Source organism: Streptococcus gallinaceus (genome assembly GCF_024170225.1).
Classification (GTDB): Bacteria; Bacillota; Bacilli; order Lactobacillales; family Streptococcaceae; genus Streptococcus; species Streptococcus gallinaceus.
Genome location: NZ_JALJXU010000003.1, coordinates 137,412 through 155,237, shown reverse-complemented (window position 1 = coordinate 155,237; position 17,826 = coordinate 137,412). Strand labels below are relative to the sequence as shown.

Sequence of the window (17,826 nt, the reverse complement as noted above, 5' to 3'; positions counted from 1 at the left end):
TTAGTTCTCCAATTTTTTAATTTTTTCAGTAAAGATGGTATTGAGCAGGTGGTAAATGATGTCCCGATTTCCCGCTCGATAAATTTCAGTGTACAATTTATTTTCGATAATCGACTGGCTGATGGCTGTCATCAAATCACGCATTTCTTGGTTTTCATCCAATTTTGTCAACATGACCAGAATCCGTTTGACTTCTTCTTGTTGGTAATTCATGGACAAGGCTTGAACAGGTTGAGATAATTCAACCACCATAAATTGGCTTGAGTTCACCTTGCTTGATTGCGTGTGCAAAAGCGCCAAATTGGTATTTGGAATGGCTAATGGACTGGTCTCAAATCGTGCCAAAATCTTCTTAGCCACATAATCACCGTCCGTCACGACAGATAAGTTTTCGATAATCTGATAAACGGTTGCTTCAAAACCAGCTGGATTGTCAATCATGTCAAAGTCAAAATGTTGCAAGAGTTGGCTTGACGACTGGATGTAGGCTTGCAAATCATAGGAAACTTCTGGGCGAATATCTTCACGCGCAGAAATGGTTCGATTTTCTTGGATGCACTGCAAGGTTTCCTGTAATTCTAAGATTTCCTGCGTATTTGGAAAAGTTGAAATCAAGTCAATTCCCTCATGCGAAAGAGGTTTCGTAGACAGACAATAATCATACTGTTTCAGCTGTAAATGAGGTAAATCCGTTGTGCTTTTCACATCGATTAACTCGACAAATGGAGCAATGTTTTTGATTTTAGAGACCAGGACACTCGTCGTCAGCGGACGCTCATCCGTTAACAAAAGAATGCGAATAGGATAAATATCCGGACTGCGACGCAGACTCGCTGCAAAATGCAACGTTACCAGCTCGTACTCGTATTCATTTTGTAAAAATGGTGGAAAAATATCCTTCATGAGCAAGCTAACTAGACTATGCAAGAATTGATTGTTCTGCGTTGCTAGATGAGCTACATTTGACAAGGAATGCTCCGGAAAGAGCTGCGGCACTGCCAAACTCAACTTCAAGTGATTGAATAATAACTGAAAGAGCATCTTATCCTTAACGAAATCAATCTTGGTAAAGCGCGACACCGAATCCACCAACTGAGATACATTGTAATAAAACTCACTGTCAAATTTTTCCCGGAAAAGGGGGACTTCCTGCCGCTTCAAGATCACCTCATCCAAGATATTTGCAAAATAAATAATCTCTTGAATGTTGTAAAAATGCTTTGTCGCCTTGGCCAAATCCGCAAACAATTTTTGTGAAATATCCAGCGCGTCCTTGGAGACATTGACCTGTGAATACAAGTCTCCCTGATTGTCCGCCAAACTCAACAACATCATCAAAAACTCTTTTAGCTTGGCATCCAGTTCACCCAGACTGGCTTGGTGTTCTTCAAAAACCTGCCGAATCACACCTGTCATCTCTGGATTGAGAATGGTAAACTCTGTGATGTTATCATGCCAAAAATCATGCACCGAAATAGCATTTGTTAGAAGATTTGCTAGAAAACGTCTACGATTCGCCCCAGGCCCTCCAATACTGTAGCCCTTTACCCGCACCAATTCTAATCCAAAATCACTCAAGCGCTTCTCTAAAACAGCCATATCTTGGATAATGGTGACATTGGAAACAAGAAAAATATCTTGCAACTGTTCATTGGTAATGGGAGAGGAGCTGGTCAGAAGACTATAAGCAATCCGTAACTGACGTTCACTAACTGAAAATTCTTCTAAAGATGAATCCAGCTGCACATTATCCAAATCTCCAGACAGATGGTATTTCTTTCCCTCCTTGATAATGAGAATCCCCTCATCCGCCAAGGTTACCGTCAAATCTGACAAGGTGCGATAGACCGTCCGACTGGAAACTTGTAAAATTTCAGCCATTTCTTTCAACGAAAGCTTTCCCACTTTTAGGAAAGCTTTCAATAATTGTTCTTCACGTTTGGTTAATAGCATAGCCTTATTATACTATAAATTGTTTGCTAAGTCTTAGATTGTTGCGACCAATTTGTCGTAGTCTGGTGTAGTAACAAGACTATCTACCGCAAGGATACGAGCTGCTGGTGCAATAGCTTCTACACCTGCTGCTTTATCTGCAGTAACAACCACTAAGATAGCTGGATTGTTTAATTGAGCCAACCCTGTGTAGGCAACTGTTTCAACTGGGATGGTGATGTTCTTGTTCTTGAAAATAGCTTTCAAGGTTTCTTTACCCATAGTCGCTGAACCCTGTGCCTTATCATAGGCAAATACCACTTTTTCTACACCTACGAGGCTAGCTTGACTTGTTGCTTGGCCTACGGCTTCAGACTTTTTTTCAGCTGGTGCCTTGTCTGCCAATTTTGCTACGATTTCATCGTATTTTGGTGATGTCAAGAAGTTATCTACTGAAACATGGATGGCGCGTGGTGTACGTTGTTGTGCACGTAGTGTCAATTCTTCTTGTGTGACAATCAATGTCAAATCAGTATCCTCAAGTGTTGAGATAGCTTTATTTGTTACAGGGATATCAAGACCTGCTTCTTGTACTTTTTTGCGAAGAAGAGATGCGCCCATTGCTGAGCTACCCATACCTGCATCACATGCGAAGATGATTTGTTTAACAGCGTCTGTTGAAATTTCTGCTGAAACTGGAAGAGCTTGACCTTTTGAAGCTGCTTTAGCTGCTTTTGTTGCTGCTTGCGCTTTTGCCAAATCATCACCTTCAGATTTATCTGCTTTCAAGATAACAGCTGCGACAAGGAATGAAACTGCTGCTGCGACAAGAACACCAAGGAATACATTCACGTGTGGCCACACACCTTTAGGAGCCATCAATTCAATAGCGATAATAGAACCTGGTGAAGCTGGTCCAGACAAACCTGAGCCAAGAAGAACATTTGTAAATGTACCTGCTACACCACCTGCGATAGCTGCAAGGAAGAGAGCTGGTTTCATCATAACGTATGGGAAGTAGATTTCGTGGATACCACCAAGGAAGTGGATGATCATAGCACCCCATGAAGAAGATTTAGCTGAACCTTTACCAAAGACTGCAAAGGCAAGGAGGATACCAAGACCTGGACCAGGGTTTGCTTCCAAAAGGAAGAGAACTGATTTACCTGTTTGAAGAACTTGCTCTGTACCAAGAGGTGTAAAGATACCGTGGTTAAGGGCGTTATTCAAGAAGAGAACTTTAGCTGGTTCAATCAAGATGTTTGCAAGTGGCAAAAGATGGAGGTCAACCAAAACTTGTACTCCGTTACCAATCGCTTCTGTCAAACTTGCTACAACTGGACCAATCAATTTATTGGCAATCAAGAGAAGGGCAAAACCAATCAAACCTGCTGAGAAGTTATTAACCAACATTTCAAACCCTGCACGGATTTTTGATTGGAATTTTTCATCAAATTTCTTAATGCACCATGCACCAAGAGGACCCATAACCATTGCTCCGATAAACATTGGAACAGATGAACCTGAAATAGCACCAAATGTTGCAATAGCACCAACTACCGCACCACGTTGACCGTAAACGGCATGACCACCAGTATAACCAATCAAGAGTGGCAAAGCATATGTCAACATTGGACTAACCGCTTTTGCAAAGTGGGCATTTGGCAACCAACCTGTTTCAATAAAGAGTGCTGTCAAGACACCCCAAGCAATGAATGCCCCAATGTTAGGCATAACCATGTTTGATAACGTCGTACCGAGTTTTTGAACCCGTACTTTCCAAGAAGAACCATTTTCCATGTCTTCTCTCCTCCTAAATATAAGATGTGAGACCGTATAAAACTCGAAGGAAAAATAGAAAGCCTGACAAAGTATGGTCAATACTTGGAAGATTTATCTTTTTTCCAAAGAGTTTAGGGCGAACTCAATTCCCTAAGATGTGAGACCGTATAAAACTCGATTAATTAGAATTGAACTTTTATCTTGCTCACTCATTTTGATAAGTCTATTATAACTTGCTTCCTCTGTCAAAAACACTCAAACTTTGTCACAGTTTTTGTGCCAAGATTTTTTTGTCACAAACATACAAAAAAACCAGACCATGTCTGGTTTCTATTTATTTCTTAATATCATCCGCAGCAACATCTTCTCCGAACCATTTGTCAGAGATTTTTTGGAAACTGCCATCTGCATAGAGTTCTTTCAAGGCTTTATTGATATTGTTAACCAAGGTCTTATCTGCTTTTCGTGCACCGACTGCAAAAGCCTCACTGTCATAACCAGCATCTAAGACATTGTAGTCTGCAAGAATTCCTTCTTCTTTCAAGTAGTAATTTGCATAAACGCGGTCAATCAAGAGTCCATCAATCCGATCATTTTGCAAATCAATCAAGGCTTCGTTAAAAGTTGAGTATTGCGTTGCATCATTGTCTTTGACGATGTCTTTGAGAATGTCTGCTTGATTTTCAAAAGCCGTGTAGCCAGACGAACCAGCTTGGGCTCCCAAAACTTTACCCTTCATAGCCGCCACTGTATCAATTTTTGAAGACTTTTTCGTTACCAAGACTTGAGCATTGGCCATGTAATTATCCGTAAAGAGCACTTTCTTCTTGCGCTCAGCTGTAGCAGTATAGCCGTTCCAGATGAGCGCGATGTTGCCATTACTGAGTTCTGTTTCTTTCAAATCCCAGTCAATTGGCTGCCATTCAACTTTGACGTTATATTTGGCAAAAACCGCTTCTGCTAGGTCAATATCAAAGCCGACATTTTTTCCTGACTTATCTTCATATCCCATTGGTACAAAGGTATTGTCAAAACCAATCGTAACTTTTTTAGCAGATTTAATGCTGTCCCAACTGTCTTTTTTCGTTTCCGTTTTCTTGCTCGTTCCACAAGCTGTCAATGCAAGACCTGCAAGAAGCACAGTCGCTCCTAGTAACATTTTTTTCAGTTTCATAAGCAAACTCCTAGTGTTTTGGTTCAATTTTGATGATCTGGTCTGCAATATTTTCTGCAAACTGCATATCATGAGTGACAACAATCTGAGTAATTCCCGTGTCCTTATTTTTGAGGATAAGATTTTCCACTTCCTTACGCAGCTCAGGGTCAAGCGCTGAAGTCGGCTCGTCATAACCGATAATCTCTGGGTCAATCATCATGGCACGCGCCAAGGCAACCCGCTGCTTTTGCCCACCTGACAATGAAAATGGATAGGCAGTCGCATGATTAGCCAAGCCCAATTTTTCCAGCAACTTCTTAGCCTTTTTTTCTGCCTCGTCAGATGACAAACCCATGGTCTTAATCGGCGACAAGGTCAAGTTTTCCAAGACAGACAAGTGCGGGAAGAGTTGAAAATCCTGAAAGACAAAACCAAGCAAGTTTCGTTTTTCTAGCTCATCCAGTGACAATTCCTCACCGTTGTATAAAATCTGGCCTTCGTCGATTGTCTCTAGTCCAGCTAGCATACGGAGCAGAGTTGTCTTTCCGCCACCAGATTGCCCCACGATGGCAATGATATTCCCCTCAGGAATCAACAAATCATAATGAGAGAAAATCTGTTTATTGCCAAATTTCTTAGATAGATTTCGTAATTCTAACATATTTCCTCCTATTTGTAATAATCAAACTTCTTCTCGATCCACTTAGAACCAAGTGTAGTGATTCCAATCATGATGAGATATATTGCTCCTGCAATGAACATCGGTGCCAGACTGGCATCACGGTTGGCTGCTGTCTTACTAACCTGCAAGAGGTCTCCAACACCAAGGATGTATACCAGAGAGGTATCCTTGACCAAATTGATGACCTCATTGAACACACTCGGTAAAACGATTTTCACGACTTGTGACAAAATAATGTAACGTATGGTCTGCAGGTGAGTAAATTTCAACACCTTGGCCGCTTCATACTGACCTTCAGGAATCGCATCAATCCCTCCGCGGAAGATTTCTGAAAAATAAGCCGCATAGTTGAGCGTGAAAGCGATAATGACAGCTGGCATCCGGTCAAAGGTCACTCCAATCGTTGGCAACACATAATAAATGAAAATCAACTGCAAGAGCAAGGGCGTACCACGCATAATCAAAACATAGAGATTAAGCAACCAGCGTAGGGGCGGAAAATGAATCCGCATCAAGAAAGCGACAACTGCACCCAATGGCAAGGAAAGCACCAAAACCATACAGAATACTTGGATTGTCACCCCTGCACCACTCAATAATCTCGGTAATACATCTAAAATATAATCCATAATAACCTCTTCATTTTATACAAATTTTATTATATCACACTTCTCTCATTTTTTGTATACTGACTTGTTTTTTGTATATATATGCAAAAAGAGAGCTGCTGCTCTCTTTGGTTTTCTATTCAACGGTAACTGCTTTAGCAAGGTTACGAGGCTTGTCAACGTCCAAGCCTCGTTGAAGTGATGCATAATAAGCAATCAATTGTGTTGGAATAACCATCGAAATACTTGATAGGTAAGGATGTACGGAGTTCAAGACGAGGTCATCTCCCTCACGTTCGACACCTTCTTCTGCAATTACTAGAGTATGAGCGCCACGTGATACTACCTCCGCGATATTTCCACGTGTATGGGCTGCAACTTTTTCATTGGCAGAAAGGAGAGCGATAACCGGTGTTCCCTCTTCAATCAAGGAAATAGTACCGTGTTTCAATTCACCAGCTGCGAAACCTTCTGTTTGGATATAGGAAATTTCTTTCAACTTCAAGGCTGCTTCCATGGTTACGTAGTAATCATTTCCACGTCCGATGTAGAATGCGTTGCGTGTGGTTGCCAATAATTTTTCAACTTTTTCTGCAATCACGTCTTTTTCTGACAAAGTAGACTCGATTGACTGAGCAACCAATGACAATTCGTGTACCAAGTTAAAGTCAAGTGCTTCTTGTTTGCCATTTGCTTCACCGACAGCTTTTGCGAGGAAGGCAAGGGAGGCGATTTGTGCTGTATAGGCTTTAGTTGAAGCCACGGCAATTTCTGGTCCTGCATGAAGGAGCATGGTGTAAGTTGCTTCACGAGAAAGAGTTGATCCAGGTACATTGGTAATGGTCAAACTTGGGATACCCATTTCATTTGCTTTTACCAATACTTGACGGCTATCAGCCGTTTCGCCTGATTGGGTCAAGAGGATGAAAAGTGGTTTTTTGCTGAGCAGTGGCATGTGGTAACCCCACTCTGAAGCAACACCCAACTCAACTGGTGTATCTGTCAAGGCTTCTAGCATGTTTTTAGAAGCAAAACCAGCATTGTAAGAAGTACCTGCTGCCAAGATGTAAATGCGGTCTGCATCTTGTACTGCCTTGATAATGTCCGCATCAACTGTCATATTGCCTTCTTCATCAGCATATGTCGAAATCAACTTACGCATAACAGTTGGTTGCTCATCAATTTCTTTGAGCATGTAGAAAGGATAAGTCCCTTTACCAATATCAGACAAGTCAAGTTCAGCAGTGTAGCTACCACGCTCAATAGCATTTCCATCGTAGTCCATCACTTGAACACTGTCTTTTTTCACGATAACCAATTCTTTATCGTGGATTTCCATATATTCGCTAGTCTCACGGATCATAGCCATGGCATCTGAGCAGACCATGTTGTAACCTTGGCCAAGACCAATCAAGAGTGGTGATTTATTTTTAGCGACGTAAATTGTCTCTGCATCTTCTGCATCAATCAAGGCAAAAGCATATGAACCTTGGATGATATGAAGAGCTTTTTTGAAGGCTTCTAAAACTGACAAGCCATCTTCTACAAATTGACCGATCAAATGCACAGCAATTTCAGTATCTGTTTGACCTTTAAGGCTGTGACCTGCAAGGTAGGTATTTTTGATATCCAAGTAGTTTTCAATCACACCGTTATGAACGAGAACAAGACGTCCTGTTGCAGATGTGTGCGGATGCGCATTGTCTTCGGTTGGTTTGCCGTGAGTTGCCCAACGTGTGTGGCCGATACCAATCGTATCTTCTGTATGTTGACCAACTTTTTCTGACAAATCAGCAATACGTCCAACTGACTTGACCAAACGACCTGTACCAGCTCCTGTTACGAAGATACCCGCAGAATCATATCCACGATACTCCAGCTTTTCAAGTCCCTGAATCAAAATTTCCGTTGCATTTGTATTTCCTACAACACCAACAATCCCACACATATTTATTACCTTCAACCTTGAGGTTGCTTTCGTTTCTTTTTTAAAATTGGTCTAGTTCATTTAAAACTCTTTAGACCCGAACGATTACAGTATATTACAAGTTTTTTTACTTGTCAAGAAATAAATTGGTATAGTCTATTTTTGCAAATAGATAACTAAAAAAGACTAGCATTACTCTGCCAGTCCTGTATCGATAAATCCAAATTGCTTGAGTGGGCTGATACGGAAAAAGACTTGCCCGATAATATCTTTTTTGGCAATTAAGCCAAATTGGCGACTATCTCGCTTGTCTGCACGATTGTCATTGAGCAAAAGATATTCATTTTTAGGGACAGAGACATGCTCACCTTGCGTCAATGTTGCAATGGTCATATCTTCTGTATAGTATTCCGATTTATTGATTCTCTTTAGATAGTTTTCGTCAATGATTTTATTGTTGCGATAAAGGACATCGTCCATATAAGTGACGGTATCGCCTTGCGCCGCAACAATGCGTCCGACATACTCTTTTCCATCAACTTGATAGAGAACAAAATCTCCATAAGTAATATCTGAATTTTTTGAAGCCAGTACGACACTATCTTTTTTCAAGTATTGATTGTCCATTTGACCATTGATTGTGACTGGTTCAAAAAACCACACGCGCAACACCACGAATCCCACTACCAACAATAGTCCTACTACAATCTGCGTTATCAAATCTCGCTTTACCATAATCTCTCCTAAACATTTCCTTTCCTAACATTATAGCATAATCTTCGAGAAAAATCTCAGGCCTTTTCCCCTAATAAATGAGAAAACACTGTCTGTGCCACTAGCTGATTTCCCAAGGGTGTGAGGTGCAGACCATCACTATAATAGGCTTCTTTCCTATCCGTTAAGGGATAAAGATTGATAAAGGGTAGGTCAAATTCTTGGGCAATTTTCGGAATAATCTCTTGCAATTCATCTCTTATAATGACGTTATTCAGCCCAAATCGACTGGTTGGCACAAAGGGTGGCACGACCAAAAAAACATCTGGATGACTTGGTAAGTTTATGTAACGCTCTACCATTTTTCGGTACTCGCTGACAAATCTTTCCTTATTCCAATAGGGACCTCGACTGTCATTACTGCCAATCATAATGATAACAATATCCGCATCGCTTTCTAAAGAAAGTTGTGCATTTTTTTCATTAAAATAAGGAAAATCAGCTGTTGATTGCAAGGAACGACCGCTAAGCCCAAAATTGCTAACTTGATAATGACTTCCTAGCAAATCCGCTAAAATAGATGGATAGGCATCTTGTTCCCGATTTTCCAAGCCATATCCGTAAGTTAAACTATCACCAACTGTCGCAACCTTTATGGCTCCAGCTCCCTTGACAAGGACATCTGGATACATCACATCTGTCATTTCTCTCTCCTTAAAAAATAAAACGATGACTTCATTATAGCAAAATCAGTTCTAAATGAGCGAATTTTTATTTTGGGAAATCTATAAGTGAAATTCATCTAAGATAGGAAAGCATTTTTTGATGATAAATATATTTTTTAGAAGAACATTGACTCCCATTATGATGATAATGATTAAGAAAAAATTTTAATCAAAAATACCGGGTTTTGAATACAGGTTCTTATTGGTATTACGTTCATTTTATAAAAAAAGTAATAGACATGCTTGAAAACAGACATAGATTCAAACAAGTTGTAAGCAATAATTGAATTTATCAAGTTTTATTTATCAAATTTTCGTCTGTCTCAAACAAGTCGGAGCATTTATTCTCTTGATAAGAGAGGTCAAGTCATTCCTGTTTTGTTTATTGTGAAGGACTTCTACTTTTCAAAACTAATTATATTTAATAACTTATTTTTCTTTTAAGCCATCATCTAATCCTCCTACGATGGGATCCAAAAAGTATTCTAGTACAGTTCTACTTCCCTGTTTGATTTCAAAACTCCCTGATAATCCTGATTTCAACTGAACACCCTTTGGGAGTTTTTTCATTATCGGATCAATCACGATTTCATAGACCATCCCATGACCTTCTACTTTTATAGCTGTTGAGCCAATACTACTAATCTGACCCGCTATGGAGCCGTAGTCAGCATAAGGATAAGCAGATAGCTTAATTTCAACAGCATCACCAACAGCCACATCAGCCATATCCTTATCAGATAAATATCCGGTAAATGTATACGGAACATCATCAGGCAGCAAGACTGCAACTGGCGAAGATTGAGTTAGCAACTCTCCTGTATGGTGTTGGGCCAATGAGAGGACCCTACCATTAATAGGAGCTTTCAAAATTAAGTGCTCCATTTGGTATTTTGCTTGTTCTAAAGACACTTTCGAAAGACTTAGTTTGTTTTCGAAAGTGAGAATTTTTTCTCGTATCATTGCCGCGTACTGATTACGAATTGTTTCCCCCTCCCGTCTCCATAACTCTTGGTAATAAGCCTGTTCACTAATAATAGCATCAATGCTAGAACGCTCTCCTTCTTTATAGCTGGATAAGTCTAGCGTTTGAAAAACATCGCTTATCAGCTGTTGATAGACGCTTATTTGCGTCTCAAGTTGTGAGACTTCCTGCTGTATCTGCTGGACTTGAGTAGAAATAACCGTCTGATCCAAACTCAAAATTGTCTGTCCTTTTACCACACGGTCACCTTCTTTGACATGAACCAAGTCAATAAATCCAGTGGATTGCGAGTAAAGTTTTGAAGACTCTTTGCTAGGCTGTACGGTTCCTGTCCCCCTGACAACTATATCAATACGCGAAACTGATGCCCAGATTCCAGTTACAATAACTAAAGTGAAGATTGTCAAAACAATTACACTTCCTGCGATGTGGCTAGGCCGCTCTATAATTTCAAGTAAAGAGGGCATAAAATCATAGCGCAACCGTTCTTCTTTCATCTGGCTCGTTCGTTGAATATAGCGACTCAGCATACTTTCTTTCTTATTATCCAGCATCAACCTCTCCTTTCACCTGCTTCTCATATAGAGAAGCATAAAGCCCTTTTTGCTTCAGCAAATCTTCGTGACAGCCAAAAGCATCTATTCTACCATTATCAATCACCATAATCGCATCCACATCACGTAAGGTGGATAGTCGATGCGCAATCATGATTACTGTTCGACCTTGACAGATAGCCTTGAGATTTTGTTGGATAATACTTTCTGATTCATAATCAAGAGCCGAGGTTGCCTCATCAAAAATCAAAATAGGTGGATCTGCAATAATTGCACGTGCAATGGCTAAGCGTTGTTTTTGACCACCCGATAAGCCTTGCCCCTTTTCTCCGACTATCGTATCGTAGCCATTTGGCAAAGCCAAGATAAAATCATGGGCTCCGGCACGTTTTGCTGCTAAAATAACCTCTTCTACACTAGCTGTGGGATAGTGGATGGCAATGTTATCTCTCACTGTTCCATTAAAGATAAAATTTTCCTGTAAGACAACTCCGATTTGCTTACGCAATTGTTTTGGATCTAATAAAGAGGTGTCCATACCATCAATCCGTACTCTGCCCATCTCCGGTCGATAAAGGCCTTGAATCAACTTTGCAATAGTGCTCTTGCCAGAACCGCTCCGACCAACAACTCCAATCATACGACCAGGTTCTATGGAAAAACTTAGTTGCCGCAAGATTTCTGGTGTATTCAGACGATAACGAAAAGTGATGTGATCAAACTCAATACTTCCTTGGAGTCTCGGTACTTGACCTTTTGCGGAACTTGCCTCAACTTCTCTAGGAGAATTAAAAATATCTCCTATACGTGTCACAGATAATGAGGCTTGTTGGTACTCTTGCCATAGTTGGACCAAACGCAATACTGGACCACTAATGCGACTAGAAAGCATACGAAATGCGACAAGTTGACCAACTGAAAATTGTCCTGCCATTACCATCTGTGCTCCAATATATAGAACAATTAAGTCACACATTTTCTGTATATATTGGGCGATTGTGCCTGATGTCCCTGCTAACATGGCTGTCTTGTAACTGGCTTTGACATAGTCTGCCTGTAGTTCTCCCCATTTGCTTTCAAACTTAGGCTCTAAAGCGAACGATTTCACCGTTTGTACCCCTTGAATGGACTCTACAAGAAAGGAGGAAGTCTGGGCTCCTGCATAAAATTTCTCATCTAACCGTTTCCTAAAAAGTGGTGTTACAATCAGTGACAGGATGATATAAAAGGGAACCGACGCAACAACTACCCAAGATAGCGAAGTACTATACAAAAAGAGCACTACCAAATACACCGTGATAAAAAGACCATCAATTAAAGTTGATAAAGGAGTACCTGTTAGAAATTGTCGGATGTGATTTAACTCCTGAACCCTTGCAACTGTCTCACCAGCCCGTCTACTTTCGAAATAGGATAAGGGGAGTGAAAATAAATGTGCAAATAACTTCGAGCTCAGTAAGACATCAATTCTATTGGTTGTATGTGTAAAAAGATAGTTCTTGGCTAGAGACAAGATAAGCTCAAAAAGGTAGACTAGACCAATTCCCAAAGCTAAAACATAGAGTGTAGCAAGTGTCCGATGCGACAAAACTTTATCAATGATGACTTGTGTCATAATAGGAGTCAATAGTCCCAAACACTGCACAAGAAAGACTGCTAAAAGAACTTGAACAAATTCCTTTTTAAATTTTAAAATAGTAGGAATGAACCATCGGAAGCTAAATCGTGCCTGCTCACTAGCGCTTTCTCCCTTTTTAACCATCCAAATGCCGTCTCCCTCCCAAATCTCCCATAACTCTTCCTGGGACAATACCCTAGGAGTTGTCTCTGCTGGAAAAAGGGCGACAACAGATTCTTCTCGATAGGCCAACATTAAAAAGAAATCTCCATCTTTGCCTTTGGCTAGGTAAGGTAGGGTTGAGACAGTTTTTTTCTTCCATTTTTTCGGTGTCACCCTTGCTAACTTACATTTTAACCCGTAGTACCTACCGATTTGAAGGAGCAAAACTTCCCCCCTCGTTTGAAATTGTTCCGCCAATTCCGTCAGATCAACTTGGTTCGTACTGATGTCCTTGAGTTTTGAAAAAATTAAAAATGCGGTTAGTTCTGAATATTCATTCTTTGTCATTGTTCTCCCATCATTTGGATGAGCAAGGAGACTTTCCCCACTCATCCATTTTTCTTCATTATTGTACTTCTACGCCCCCAATGTAAACTGCTCTGTATAGAGTTCCTCAGTTACTATAACATTTGAGTTCAGAGTATCTGGTGCTGCATTCCTATCAGGTAGGCTTGATAGGAGTTGAGTAGCTAGTTGAGCTTTGTAGGCCGCCTCTTGATCAGCTACTGACAAGTCTGTAGGCGCCATACCGTCAGCCACTATCTCAGTGTTTCCTGCATCTTCTAGCACTGCCCTAGCTCCCCGTACTTGGTCTTCAACAGAGAACGCCTTTGCCTCCAAAGATGCTGGTGTCACATTTAGGGTCCAATCTGTCTGATCGATCACAGCTGTGCTCTGGTCCGCAAAGAGCATTGACACATCACGAGCAGATGAGGAGGAATGGTAGTTGGACAAGCGAATGCTATCCGTTTCCGAGCTACTAAGTACTAAGTCGGATCCCTCTCGAGAGACACGAAGAGCATCTGCGCTACTCCCACTTTGGAAGGATACGGTCGTATGACCTGAGCTATCTGAAATCCGGTCCTTACCGTGACCACGACCGAAGACATAAATATCATCTCCGTCTCCACCATACAGGTTATCATCTCCTGCACCACCAATGATAGTATCATTGCCTGAACCGCCATTGATAGTATCATCGCCGTCTTCGCCATAGAGAGTATCGGCACCATTGGAGCCGTTGAGGGTGTCGTTGCCAGCGCCTGCTCGGATGATCCCTCCATCAGATAGGAACAGGTCTATCGTTTCATCCGCAGCCGTTCCTGTTAAGTTGCGGAAGATAGAATCTTGATTATCAATTGTATGCACAGTTCCATCTGAGAATTCTAGAATCACTCTACGGTGTGTGGAATGACTAGCGAAATAAGCGATCGTTAACTGGTCTCCACTAACCTGATTCATCAAGACAATGTGCTGACCATCTCGACGAACGAGGAAGTCGGAAGCCACGATGTTATCGGTAAACCGAATAGTGCTCGTACCATACTCGTCATAGAGATAATCCTTACCGTGACCGCGACCGAAGAGATAGACATCGTGGTCATCCTTATCATCGCCACCTTTTAAGGTATCATCTCCTGCACCACCAATGATAGTATCATTGCCTGAGCCGCCATTGATGGTATCATCGCCGTCTTCGCCATAGAGAGTATCGGCACCATTGGAGCCGTTGAGGGTGTCGTTGCCAGCGCCTGCTCGGATGGTCCCTCCGTCAGATAGGATCAGGTCTATCGTTTCATCCGCAGCCGTTCCTATCAGGTTGCGGAAGATGGAATCTTGATTATCAATTGTATGCACAGTTCCATCTGAGAACTCTAGAATCACTCTACGGTGTGTGGAATGACTAGCGAAATAAGCGATCGTTAACTGGTCTCCACTAACCTGATTCATCAAGACAATGTGCTGACCATCTCGACGAACGAGGAAGTCGGAAGCCACGATGTCATCGGTAAACCGAATAGTGCTCGTACCATACTCGTCATAGAGATAATCCTTACCGTGACCGCGACCGAAGAGATAGACATCGTGGTCATCCTTATCATCGCCACCTTTTAAGGTATCATCTCCTGCACCACCAATGATAGTATCATTGCCTGAACCGCCATTGATAGTATCATCGCCGTCTTCGCCATAGAGAGTATCGACACCATTGGAGCCGTTGAGGGTGTCGTTGCCAGCGCCTGCGTAAATAAGTGATTTTTCTGCAGTTACGGTCAGCGCTTCTCCACTGTCATCCCCCACAATTGCCTGATTAGTCGAAAGGGCTATTTGCTTACTGTAAATAGCTGATTGAGAACTATAGTAATCTCTAAATTCTTCCCACCCTTTTACTCCATACCTACTAAGGTAATGAAGAGTTCCTGCATATTCACCTATTTTTTGTACAGTTTCGGATTCATCCATTACTGTCGCTAGAGCTTCTTTTACTTGATCAAGACGAATCATTTTTTCGTTTTGGTCTATCATAACGAGTACTTCCTGCACTCTCGTTTGAAGCATTAAATCATGGTAATACATTTGAAGGATTTCTTGATAAGCTGTTTCCAGTTGTTTCGCAGCATTTGCATTGGGTTCCGCGCCATTCTGACCGATGAACTTTCTGCCCATAAAGGCTTCTACGACTTTCAACTTCTTCGCACTAAATCGACTACCGCGGCTATTGTCTGCGATATCAGTAGCACCTGCGATGATTTGCAGGATGGACTCAATCTGTTGCTTCCGAGTCTTGGCATCTTCGGTCACCTTAAAGGTTGCCAGCATATCTCGTAACTGACCACTAGTATCCATAGCAATTGCGGTATGCAATGACGGAAGGGCACCATGGGATGCTGTATTTGGAAGTTGGGCATCATCTCCCACTAGGCTACCTTTATTGTGTTCAATCGTATTGTGGGTCTCTGTCTTCACCCAGTATTCTGCGATGTTCAACTGACTACCATCAACCTTGGTAAAGGTTGCAGTATTTCCAAATGTTACTCCTGTGTCAGACTCTTCTCCAAATTGACTATATTCTAGTTGAATAGACTGAATACCCGCCTCTTTTAGACTAACCAGTTCGCCGTCTTCTGTCTGGGCATTTCCGTTATCCTGCCAAATGAGGAGTTTGCCAAAGTCCACATCCTCACTTGAAATAAGGCCATCCTGGTTACTATCATACTCTCTCAGGGCTTCAAAGCCATTCTTAGCATACTGACCGTCCTTGAGACGGGTCTGATCACCAAAGATTTCGTTTCCATCATCTATGATGTCGTTTTCATTTTTGTCAATTACTAACATGGCATCATCACCTGATATCCAGTTCATCTTTTCTGCAAATCCATTCTGATCCAAATCAAAATGAGCTCCTTGACCCAGGGTTGTCGGATGGAAACCATTGCCAGCCATATCTAAAATCAGTGGATCAACCGGTGCAGCGACAAGCTCCGATGAGGCAAACAACTGCTGGATTAACTCATCTGCCTTACTTCCGATATAAGATGCAATACCATATCCAATCAGCCCTGCTACCAGGGTCGTTGCGACGAGACCAACCACGCTACCACCTGCGATAACAGCTCCTAAACCTGCCAGCTTAAGGGTAAGGGCAGCTCCCAATTTATTGGTGATACCCCACTCAACACTCCCACCAATGGCCGCTCCTATTGCTCCCTTGGTGTCACCTTTATGGAGATGCTTGTAAACATCGTGTAAGACCAATCCCGCTTCCAAAACATTAAATCCGATATCCATACCACGTAGTAAAGTGTTGGAGGTATTGGTCAGACGTTCATGGTTTTTGGCGAACTCCATGAGTTTGTCGTAGGCGTTGCCCTTCTTGAGGGTTAAGGACTCCCCGATCTTGATGAGGCGCTCATCTGTCTTAGATAGTTGATCTAGGCTGATACCTGTAGCTGTCGCATAGATATTTTTCGCAGTTTCATCCAGGGGCATATCGTCGATATGCTTGAGTAACTGCGTGTATTGCTTATAGGTCCGCTCAGTCGTGATTTGCTCAGGGGCAGTTAGTTTTCTAAAGGCTTCATTCTCGACTAAGTCTGGGTCAGCCTGATACTTTTGTAGCTGGCCAACTGTGACCTCAGGTAAACGGCTATTCGCACTTTTGGTAGAGGCCAAATCCATACTTCCATCAGGATAAATGACCAGCTTGGTATCACTTGCATGCAACGCCTTTGATTCGACCTTCATAGCTGTATTTAGAGCATCATTGTAATGTCGGGTCCGAAGTTTCTGCAAAGCCTCTGGCCTTGTCTTGCGAATATCTAGATTATATAACTTACCCAACTCCACATCTGTAAGCCAGGCAGGATTTTGATGCCGAACCCTAGAGTCGAAGGAGTCTGTCACTTTTTTGGAATCTGCAAAAGTTTCATAGTTGAAAATATCACTGAAATATCCATCCTTGACCCGTAAAAACTCTTGATCCCCAACACGGTAAATCTCTGCCTTTGACAACTGTGCTACTGATTCCGCCTTAATGCGATTGAAGCGCTCCAAGTCGCTGGAAAGACCGGCTAACTCCTCTTTAGGGATGCCATTAATATGAGTAACTCGCTCATTAGTCATCAGTCCCGGCAGCTCGGTCTTGGCAAAGACGCTATTGTCATGAGCGTTGCCTCCCATCAGAACAGCCACATCCCCCTTAGCATGCTTCTGCACCAATATCTCTGAAATCACATCATCCAAAGCTAGAGCCTTGTCTCCGAAAACTGTCCTTTGACGAGTATTGTTGGTCCAGGTTCCGTGTAAGACATCATCAGTTTTATTACCAATAAGTGAACGCAACGTTTTATCAAACATAGTACTATTTAAAATATTTTCTGCCACATCATTTATGAAAGACAGCTTGCCCTGACTAGCTTGTATGTGTCTACTAACTGATTGAAACATGTAGCCATTGGCAGAGGAATCTGCCCCGGTGAAGCCTCCTGAATATAAGATGATATTACTCCCCTCAGGTAGATCAAAAGACATCTGGCGGATCTGGTCAGCCAAGTCTAGGGCAAACTGTTCTAAGTTTGCTTTAGGATTAGAATAATTTTCTATCCAAGTAATAATATCCTTGATTGTTTTGTACATTCCC

The 17,826-nt window shown here is 41.8% G+C and carries 11 protein-coding genes; all 11 read right to left on the bottom strand.

Annotated elements, in window-relative coordinates; all coding sequences use genetic code 11:
- Positions 1 to 1,953, bottom strand: a complete 1,953-nt coding sequence (locus J2T50_RS04910; protein WP_253364269.1) for a BglG family transcription antiterminator — start codon at positions 1,951 to 1,953, stop codon at positions 1 to 3.
- A 33-nt stretch (positions 1,954 to 1,986) separates the two neighbouring features.
- Positions 1,987 to 3,732 carry a PTS mannitol transporter subunit IIBC gene (locus tag J2T50_RS04905; RefSeq protein WP_253364268.1) on the bottom strand — a complete coding sequence of 582 codons (1,746 nt, stop codon included), beginning with the start codon at positions 3,730 to 3,732 and terminating at the stop codon, positions 1,987 to 1,989.
- 316 nt (positions 3,733 to 4,048) lie between these two features.
- Positions 4,049 to 4,888 carry an amino acid ABC transporter substrate-binding protein gene (locus J2T50_RS04900; protein WP_253364267.1) on the bottom strand — a complete coding sequence of 280 codons (840 nt, stop codon included), beginning with the start codon at positions 4,886 to 4,888 and terminating at the stop codon, positions 4,049 to 4,051.
- 10 nt (positions 4,889 to 4,898) lie between these two features.
- The gene (locus tag J2T50_RS04895; protein WP_253364266.1) at positions 4,899 to 5,531 is read right to left on the bottom strand and encodes an amino acid ABC transporter ATP-binding protein; all 633 of its coding nucleotides are present in this window, start codon (positions 5,529 to 5,531) and stop codon (positions 4,899 to 4,901) included.
- Positions 5,532 to 5,539: 8 nt separating this feature from the next.
- Positions 5,540 to 6,181 (bottom strand): amino acid ABC transporter permease, encoded by a 642-nt coding sequence (locus J2T50_RS04890; protein WP_253364265.1) that lies wholly within the window; start codon positions 6,179 to 6,181, stop codon positions 5,540 to 5,542.
- A 115-nt stretch (positions 6,182 to 6,296) separates the two neighbouring features.
- The gene (gene glmS, locus J2T50_RS04885) at positions 6,297 to 8,108 is read right to left on the bottom strand and encodes a glutamine--fructose-6-phosphate transaminase (isomerizing) (protein ID WP_253364263.1); all 1,812 of its coding nucleotides are present in this window, start codon (positions 8,106 to 8,108) and stop codon (positions 6,297 to 6,299) included.
- Positions 8,109 to 8,279: 171 nt separating this feature from the next.
- Entirely contained in the window at positions 8,280 to 8,822 is a 543-nt protein-coding gene (gene lepB / locus J2T50_RS04880; RefSeq protein ID WP_253364262.1) for a signal peptidase I, read from the bottom strand.
- Between the two features lie 56 nt (positions 8,823 to 8,878).
- Positions 8,879 to 9,505 (bottom strand): GDSL-type esterase/lipase family protein, encoded by a 627-nt coding sequence (locus J2T50_RS04875; RefSeq protein WP_253364261.1) that lies wholly within the window; start codon positions 9,503 to 9,505, stop codon positions 8,879 to 8,881.
- A 450-nt stretch (positions 9,506 to 9,955) separates the two neighbouring features.
- A complete protein-coding gene (locus J2T50_RS04870) occupies positions 9,956 to 11,065 on the bottom strand; it encodes a beta-barrel domain-containing protein (protein WP_253364260.1) in 1,110 nt (369 codons plus the stop codon).
- A complete protein-coding gene (locus J2T50_RS04865) occupies positions 11,055 to 13,193 on the bottom strand; it encodes a peptidase domain-containing ABC transporter (protein WP_253364259.1) in 2,139 nt (712 codons plus the stop codon). The genes J2T50_RS04870 and J2T50_RS04865 overlap by 11 nt, the downstream gene beginning before the upstream one ends.
- Before the next feature lie 69 nt (positions 13,194 to 13,262).
- On the bottom strand, positions 13,263 to 17,822 hold the full coding sequence (locus tag J2T50_RS04860; protein ID WP_253364258.1) for a calcium-binding protein: 4,560 nt from the start codon (positions 17,820 to 17,822) through the stop codon (positions 13,263 to 13,265).
- Positions 17,823 to 17,826 lie beyond the last annotated feature (4 nt).